The sequence below is a fragment of the Rhizobium sp. PEPV16 genome, from assembly GCF_008919455.1.
Taxonomy (GTDB): Bacteria; Pseudomonadota; Alphaproteobacteria; order Rhizobiales; family Rhizobiaceae; genus Rhizobium; species Rhizobium leguminosarum_Q.
Genome location: NZ_VSZV01000156.1, coordinates 1 through 7,768, shown reverse-complemented (window position 1 = coordinate 7,768; position 7,768 = coordinate 1). Strand labels below are relative to the sequence as shown.

The 7,768-nt window shown below is 61.2% G+C and carries 9 protein-coding genes; 8 read left to right on the top strand and 1 reads right to left on the bottom strand.

The genetic code is table 11. The features are described 5' to 3' along the window. From FY112_RS03245 to FY112_RS03220, 6 genes are all read left to right on the top strand, one after another. On the top strand, positions 1-2,296 hold a 2,296-nt coding region (locus FY112_RS03245), incomplete at its 5' end, for an EAL domain-containing protein (protein ID WP_151517666.1). A gap of 250 nt (positions 2,297-2,546) precedes the next feature. Then, a complete protein-coding gene (gene purC / locus FY112_RS03240; protein WP_018242191.1) occupies positions 2,547-3,311 on the top strand; it encodes a phosphoribosylaminoimidazolesuccinocarboxamide synthase in 765 nt (254 codons plus the stop codon). A gap of 15 nt (positions 3,312-3,326) precedes the next feature. Continuing rightward, positions 3,327-3,569, top strand: a complete 243-nt coding sequence (purS, locus tag FY112_RS03235) for a phosphoribosylformylglycinamidine synthase subunit PurS (protein ID WP_017960635.1) — start codon at positions 3,327-3,329, stop codon at positions 3,567-3,569. Positions 3,570-3,613: 44 nt separating this feature from the next. Continuing rightward, positions 3,614-4,168 (top strand): RNA 2'-phosphotransferase, encoded by a 555-nt coding sequence (locus tag FY112_RS03230; RefSeq protein WP_017960636.1) that lies wholly within the window; start codon positions 3,614-3,616, stop codon positions 4,166-4,168. After that, on the top strand, positions 4,165-4,836 hold the full coding sequence (purQ, locus tag FY112_RS03225; protein WP_017960637.1) for a phosphoribosylformylglycinamidine synthase subunit PurQ: 672 nt from the start codon (positions 4,165-4,167) through the stop codon (positions 4,834-4,836). Before FY112_RS03230 ends, purQ begins: the two co-directional genes overlap by 4 nt. A gap of 84 nt (positions 4,837-4,920) precedes the next feature. Beyond that, the gene (locus FY112_RS03220; RefSeq protein WP_017960638.1) at positions 4,921-5,316 is read left to right on the top strand and encodes a hypothetical protein; all 396 of its coding nucleotides are present in this window, start codon (positions 4,921-4,923) and stop codon (positions 5,314-5,316) included. 125 nt (positions 5,317-5,441) lie between these two features. Here FY112_RS03220 and FY112_RS03215 read toward each other — a convergent pair whose 3' ends face one another. Continuing rightward, on the bottom strand, positions 5,442-5,699 hold the full coding sequence (locus FY112_RS03215; RefSeq protein WP_151517668.1) for a DUF1127 domain-containing protein: 258 nt from the start codon (positions 5,697-5,699) through the stop codon (positions 5,442-5,444). 81 nt (positions 5,700-5,780) lie between these two features. Here FY112_RS03215 and FY112_RS03210 point away from each other — a divergent pair, with 81 nt between their 5' ends. Both FY112_RS03210 and FY112_RS03205 read left to right on the top strand, forming a co-directional pair. Then, a complete protein-coding gene (locus tag FY112_RS03210) occupies positions 5,781-7,199 on the top strand; it encodes a PLP-dependent aminotransferase family protein (protein WP_017960640.1) in 1,419 nt (472 codons plus the stop codon). A gap of 122 nt (positions 7,200-7,321) precedes the next feature. Further along, the coding region (locus FY112_RS03205; RefSeq protein ID WP_151517665.1) for an acyloxyacyl hydrolase at positions 7,322-7,768 on the top strand (447 nt) is incomplete at its 3' end.

Below are 7,768 nucleotides of genomic sequence, written 5' to 3'. Positions count from 1 at the left end.
GCCCGTGAAGAAAGCCCATCCAGAGGCCGGTGATCCGCATGGCGATGCCGCAGCGGTTGAGGCAGGCATCGGCAATGGGGCAACCGACGATTCCGACCTGGCCGAGCGGGAGAGCCGCTGGAATTATGCGCTCGTCGGCTCGGGCCTCGGCGTATGGGATCACAATTACCGTCTCGACCGGAAATATTACTCGCCGACGTGGAAAACCATCCGCGGCATGGCCCCCGACGAGGAAGCCGACGGCGATTACGAGGCCTGGCTGCAGCTCGTTCATCCCGACGATCGCGATTTCGTCGTCCATGCAATCGACCGGCAGAACGCCGGCGATCCAAATTACCAGGTCTTCGAATATCGCGAGCGCCACAAGGACGGCCGTTGGGTCTGGATCGAGTGTCGCGGCGCCTGCGTGGAATGGGACGAGAACGGCGTGCCGACGCGCATCATCGGCACGGATACGGATATCACCGCCCGCAAGGAAGCCGAGGAGACGCTGTCGCGTTTGTCGCGCCGGCTCGATCTGGCGCTGGAGGTTTCCCGCATCGGCGTCTTCGAGGCCGATATCGAGCATGATAGCGTCGAATGGGACGACCGCCTCATCGCCATCTACGGGCTGCAGGGCGCCTCACGTAAGATCGGCGGCGACGTCTGGGCGAAAAGCCTGCATCCCGACGACCGCGAACGCGTGCTTGGCTTGTCCGACCGTAGCGTCGAAAGCGGAAGTGATTTCCAGCAGGAATACCGCATCATCCGCGGCGACGGCGCCGAACGCGTCATCCGCGCCCGCTCCGCCTTCTTCGTCGACGGCAACGGCCACCGCAAACTGATCGGCGCCAACTGGGACGTCACCGAGGAAGTCGCGCTCCGCAACGAGCTGCAGCGCGCCAAGGATCTGGCCGAGGCGCGCAACCGCGAGCTCGAAGCCGCCAAGGAGAGCATCGAGCACCTGGCGCTGCACGATTACCTAACCGGCCTGCCGAACCGCCGCTATCTCGACAAGATGCTGGACGAGCGTGCGGCCGAATGCCGGGCCAAGGGCATGGCGATGGCGATCCTGCATATCGATCTCGACCGCTTCAAGCAGATCAACGACACGCTCGGCCACCGAGCCGGCGACGCCATGCTGCAGCATGCCGCAAGCGTGCTGAGAACGTCCGTTCGCGCCGTCGATTTCGTCGCCCGCATCGGCGGCGACGAATTCGTCATCCTCTGCATTGTCGATCCCGCATCGAAGAAGATCGCCGGCCTTGCCGAGCGTGTCATCCGCGAATTGCGCAAACCCGTCAGATATGAGGGGCACGATTGCCGTTTCGGCGCCAGCATCGGCATCGCCGTCGACAGCGGAGCGAAGCTCGACGCCAAGCAGATGCTGCTCGACGCCGATATCGCCCTCTATCGTGCCAAGGGCCTGGGCCGCAACCGCTTCGAATTCTTCTCGGCCTCTGCCCGCCGCGATATCATCTCCGCCAAGCACCTTGCCGACGAGATCCTGATCGGCCTCGAACGCAATGAATTCGTGCCCTTCTATCAGCTGCAGTTTGATGCCCGCACGCTCGATGTCGCAGGCGTCGAAACACTTGCCCGCTGGCAGCATCCGGTGCACGGGCTGCTGACGCCCGACCGCTTCCTCGACATCGCCGAGGATCTCGACGTCGTCTCGACCATCGACGCCCTCATCCTGGAGCGCGCCATTGCCGACCGGAAGGTGTGGCTGAAGGACGGGCTGCCGATCCCGAAGATATCGGTCAACGTCTCCGCCAGACGGCTCGCAGATCCAGATCTGGGCAAGAAGCTCCGCGCCTTGAAGATCGAGCCCGGCACCTTCTCCTTCGAGCTGCTGGAATCGATCTCGCTCGACGATTGCGACGAGGCGGTGGCCGCCAACCTGAAAAAGCTGCGTAAGCTCGGCATCGATATCCAGATCGACGATTTCGGCACCGGCCATGCCTCGATCGTCAGCCTGCTGCGCCTGAGCCCGAAGACGCTGAAGATCGACCGCGAGCTGATCCGCATGCTGCCGCAATCGGCCGAGCAGCGCAAACTGGTCGGCTCGATCATCGATATCGGCCGCTCGCTGAATATCCTCGTCATCGCCGAGGGCGTCGAGACGGCGGAGCACATCCGCATTCTCGAAGAACTCGACTGTGACACGCTGCAGGGCTACGCGCTTGCCCGGCCGATGCCGGCCATGCAGATCCCCTCCTTCATCCGCGCTGGAAGCTGGCGGCACGGGCAAATCGCCGCTCGCGCCTTGCAGGCGCAGCTTCGCCGCGCGCTGCCAAGCAGAGCCGCCAAATAAAAACCTGCATAAGCGGCCCGCCATTTCGCCTTCATTCCACCGTAGAGGAAAAGGCGCTAAACTCCTCTTGCGAATTCATTCGATTCTCTTGGCGGTATTCCGTAAAATTGGAAACCAGGGCCGCGAAATCTGGAAACCAGGGAAGGAGCGACAGGCGGATTGTGAAACCCTCTCTTTTCCTTTAAGGGGACGCCACGAGATCGATCCACTCGCGCTATCCCAAGAGCGCCAACAACAGAGAATGACCACGATGAACCGTCGCCGCCGTATCTACGAGGGCAAGGCAAAGATTCTGTATGAAGGCCCGGAACCGGGCACTTTGATCCAGTTCTTCAAGGACGATGCCACTGCCTTCAACAAAAAGAAACACGAAGTCATCGATGGCAAGGGCGTCCTCAACAACCGCATTTCCGAATATATCTTCAGCCATCTGAACAAGATCGGCATCCCCACTCATTTCATCCGCCGGCTCAACATGCGCGAGCAGTTGATCAAGGAAGTAGAGATGATCCCGCTGGAGATCGTCGTGCGCAATGTCGCGGCCGGTTCTCTCGCCAAGCGCCTCGGCATCGACGAAGGCGTCGTGCTTCCGCGCTCGATCATCGAATTCTATTACAAGTCCGACGCGCTCGATGATCCGATGGTCTCCGAAGAGCACATCACCGCCTTCGGCTGGGCAAACCCCGCCGAACTCGATGACATCATGGCGCTTGCCATCCGCGTCAACGACTTCATGACCGGCCTCTTCCTCGGCGTCGGCATCCAACTCGTCGATTTCAAGATCGAATGCGGCCGCCTCTTCGAAGGCGATATGATGCGCATCATCCTCGCCGACGAAATCTCGCCGGACAGCTGCCGGCTCTGGGATATCGAAACCCACGAGAAGATGGACAAGGACCGCTTCCGCCGCGATCTCGGCGGGTTGCTCGAAGCCTATTCCGAAGTCGCGCGCCGTCTCGGCATCATCAATGAAAACGAGCCTGTGCGCGGCACCGGCCCGGTTCTCGTCAAGTAAGGCAGGAAAGACAAAGTGATCAAGGCTCGTGTCACCGTCACGCTGAAAAACGGCGTTCTCGATCCGCAGGGCAAGGCAATCGAGGGTGCGCTTGGCGCCCTCGGCTTCTCGGGCGTCGGCCATGTAAGACAGGGCAAGGTCTTCGACCTGGAGCTTGATGGCGCCGACAAGGGCCAGGCTGAGGCCGACCTCAAGGCCATGTGCGAAAGACTGCTCGCCAACACGGTGATCGAGAACTACGCAATCGCGATCGACTGATGATCACAGACCCGTCGCCTGGCGGACTTTGAGGATTTGGCGTCATGATGAAAGCAAAGCTGGAGACGGAAGTCTCGAAATATATGAGCTATGTTTTGCGTCATGCGCCTGATGCTGCGGGCTTGACGCTTGATAGCGAGGGTTGGGTGTCGTTCGATGAGCTCGAAAAAGCGTTGGCGTCGAAATACGACGTTTCCCGCGCCGAGATCATCGAGATTGTCGAAAACAGTCCAAAAAAGCGCTTCGCCCTCGCCGATAACAGAATTCGCGCAAACCAAGGTCATAGCGTCGACATCGATCTCGCATTGAACCAGGTCGAACCGCCCGCCGCTCTTTTTCACGGCACGTCTCTGGCGAACTGGCCGTCGATCGAGCGCGAAGGTTTGAAGAAGATGCAGCGGCACCACGTTCATCTGTCGGCGGATGTCGAAACGGCGAAAATTGTCGCAGCGCGCCGCAAGGGTGAACATATCATCCTGCGTGTGGACGCGGCCCGCATGTTTTCCGAGGGTCATTCTTTCTTTGTCTCCGACAATGGAGTATGGCTCGCCGAAAGCGTTCCAGTTCAATATCTTTCGCGAAACGCAGGGACCCCATGAAATCAGCAGTCGTTCAACTTCCGGGCCTCAACCGCGACCGCGACATGATCGCCGCCTTGACCAAGATCTCCGGCCAGGCACCGGTAACGATCTGGCAGACGGAAACCGAGATCCCCGATGTCGACCTGATCGTCATCCCCGGCGGCTTTTCTTATGGCGATTATCTGCGTTGCGGCGCGATCGCCGCCCGCATGCCGGTCATGCAGGCGATCATCGACAAGGCTGCAAAGGGCGTGAAGGTGCTCGGCGTCTGCAACGGCTTCCAGATCCTCGTCGAGGCTGGCCTGCTGCCCGGCGCGCTGATGCGCAATTCCTCGCTGAAATTCGTCTGCCGCGAGATCAAGCTCGAAGTCGTTAATGCCGAGACGGATTTCACCCGCGCCTATGCGCAGGGGCAGGTCATCCGCTGCCCGGTCGCCCATCATGATGGCAATTATTTCGCCGACGATGCGACGCTGGCTGCGATCGAAGGCAATGGCCAGGTGGTCTTCCGTTATGCCGAGGGCACCAACCCGAACGGCTCTATCAACGATATCGCCGCCGTCATGAACGAAAAGGGCAACGTGCTCGGCATGATGCCGCATCCCGAGAACCTGATCGAGGCCGCCCATGGCGGTTCGGACGGCCGCGGCCTCTTCGCCTCGGCGCTCGACGTCATCGCCGCCTGAACCCGCACGTCGCCCAAGCGCGCGTAGCGGTCTTGGGCAACGGGATGCACACGAAAATCTTTCTGTTCGGATCTGGAGCAATCGATGCGCCCTCGCCTCTCCGTCGCACACGCCGCGCTGTTGACAGCTCTCGCAGCCATGGTCGCAGCTTGCCAGACGCCGGCGCCGACCGGCCCGAACCGCGCCGCACTGCCGACGATGGAACGCGTGGCCCTCGGCGCCAATGCCTGCTGGTTCAAATCGGGCGATCCGGCCTTTGCAGCCTACAAGCTCGCGCCGGAGCTCAATTCTTTCACCGGCCGTCCGCGCATCCTGCTCGTCCATAAGGGCAGCCCTGAAAGCCGGCCGCTGCTCGTCGTGCAGGCCGAGGGAAGTCCTTCGCGCCTGCAGGCCTTCGGTCCGATGATGCAGGAACCGGTCGCTGGCCGCATCACCACAGACGTCAATCGCTGGTCCGGCGGCAACAAGGCCTGCAGCTGATCGCGGTGATGACAGCGCCACGCGTCTTATCAGACGCGCGAAGGGCGCTGCAACGCCTTGAATGCTGGATATGTTCCTGAAATCGCTTCCGATTTAAGGAATGATGCGGCAGCCCGAAAGCATGATCAGTCCCAGAAAAACGACTTGCCGACTTCGCGCGCGGCATCGGACTGCGACACACCGATATCCTTGAGCTCGGTCGCCGTCAGGCCTCTCAGCGCGCGCCGGCCTTCCCGCTTTTGATGCCAGAGAAGAATGGCAGCCCAGATTCCACCCAAACGCGTCGTCACCTCGGCGGCCGCGTCGGGGAGGATGATTTGTCTCCTGTCATCGCAAGAGACAATCGGTACAATCGGCATTTTGATCTCAGGCAAGGCAGACATTCCAGGAATCCTCTCGGTTTGCCATTGGAATTGACTCATACACTTGACGGGTACAATGTGCCAATATATACAATTGTCACCATGACAAATTGGCTTCCCGATATTTCCCGCGGTTCCGGGCCGGTATATCTCCGGCTTGCCGACAGCATCGAATCCGCCATAGCAAGCGGCGCCCTGCCCGCCGGCAGCAAACTGCCGCCGCAACGCAACCTCGCCTACGATATCGGCGTGACGATCGGCACGATCGGCCGCGCCTATGCGCTGGTGCATGAGCGCGGCCTGGTCGCCGGCGAAGTGGGGCGCGGCACCTATGTGCTGAACCGCTCCGAAACGCCGCTCGGGGAACAGATCGATCCGCTGACCGTCTCGCTCGGCGGCACGCGCATCCAGGATGCGCCTGCCAACAAAATCCGCTTCGACACGACAGCCGCCCCCGATCTCGGCCAGGGCAAGATCATCGCAGGCATCCTCGCCGAGATCGGCGAGCAGCATCTTTCCGAAATCTCCTCCTATTCCCGAAGTTTCCCGCGCAACTGGTTCGAGGCCGGTCGCCGCTGGCTTGCCCGTAGCGGCTGGACCCCTGAGGTCGAAAACATCGTGCCGACGCTCGGCGCCCATGCGGCGGCAATCGCCGTCATCGCCGCCGTCTCGGCGCCGGGGGACAAGATCGTCTTCGAGGATCTCACCTATACCCAGGTCAGCCGCAGCGCCCGCCTTCTCGGCCGCCGCACGCTGACGGTCGATTCCGATAAACTGGGCGTAATTCCAGAGGATTTCGAGCGGCTCTGTCAGCAGCAGCATCCGAAGATCGCCTTCCTGATGCCGACCGTCCACAATCCGACGCTGGCGATCATGCCCTATGAGCGGCGCGCGGCAATCGCCGCAATCGCCAGGAAACACAGTGTCTGGCTGATCGAAGACGACCTCTACGGCGGCATGGCCGACGACGATACGCCGCTGCTCGCCTCGATTGCGCCCGATCGCACCTTCCTCGTCAACGGCCTGTCGAAATCGGTCGCCGCCGGCGTGCGCGGCGGCTGGGTCGCCTGCCCGCCGCATTTTGCCCAGCGCATCAAGGTGACGCACAGGATGATCACCGGCGGCCTGCCCTTCATCCTAGCGGAGACCTGTGCGCGCCTCGTCGAAAGCGGCATGGCGCACGAGATCCGCAAGGCAAGTGTCGAGGAACTCTCTCGGCGCGTCCGGCTCGCCCGCGAACAGTTGCAGGGCTTCGATTTCGAATCGCACCCGCACGCGCCCTTCCTCTGGCTGAAACTGCCGGAACCCTGGATGTCGGGCACCTTCAAGAATGCCGCCTTCCGCGACGGCGTGCTCGTCGACGACGAGGACGAGTTCAAGTCGGCGCGCGGAGAGAGACCCTATCATCGCGTTCGCATCGGTTTTTCCTCGCCGAAGACGGGGCAGGAACTGATCTCGGGCCTGATGATCCTGCGCCGGCTGCTGGAAAATGGCGGATCCGCCTATGATGGCGAAATATGACCTGTTGCAAATACACGTCATAATTCGGAAAAAACGCCGGAGCCTATTCCGAGCGCTTCACCGACTCAACCTCCATGTTACCTCTTTGTTGTTCCCGTCAGACGCGAATCAAAGGACAGCAAATGAGGGTCGACTTCGGAAAGATCGCGTTGCGTTTTTTGGGTATGGCATCGTTGGCAGCGGCAGCCGCTATCCCGGTTGCGGGCTCGGCAAGTGCAGGCGAGCAGATATTTGATGAATTGCGCTTCGGCGCTTCGGCCTCGGTACAATCGGGCCATTCCAGGGAAAACGGCGTCTTTCCCGAAATTACCGCTCTCTTCGATCCTTTCGGTTACGACACGGCGGTCGGCTGGCAGCAACAATTACTGCATCCCCGCGTCCATCTCGGCACCTCGATTGGCACGTCGGGCGAAGCCACCCAGTTCTTCACCGGTTTCACCTGGACGGTCGATTTCAACGACAAGCTCTTTGCCGAAGCCGGCTTCGGCGGCGTCATCCACACCGGCGACCTCGAGGGCAATGAGGACGGCCCGGAACTCGGCTGTCGCGTCCTCTTCCACGAATATCTG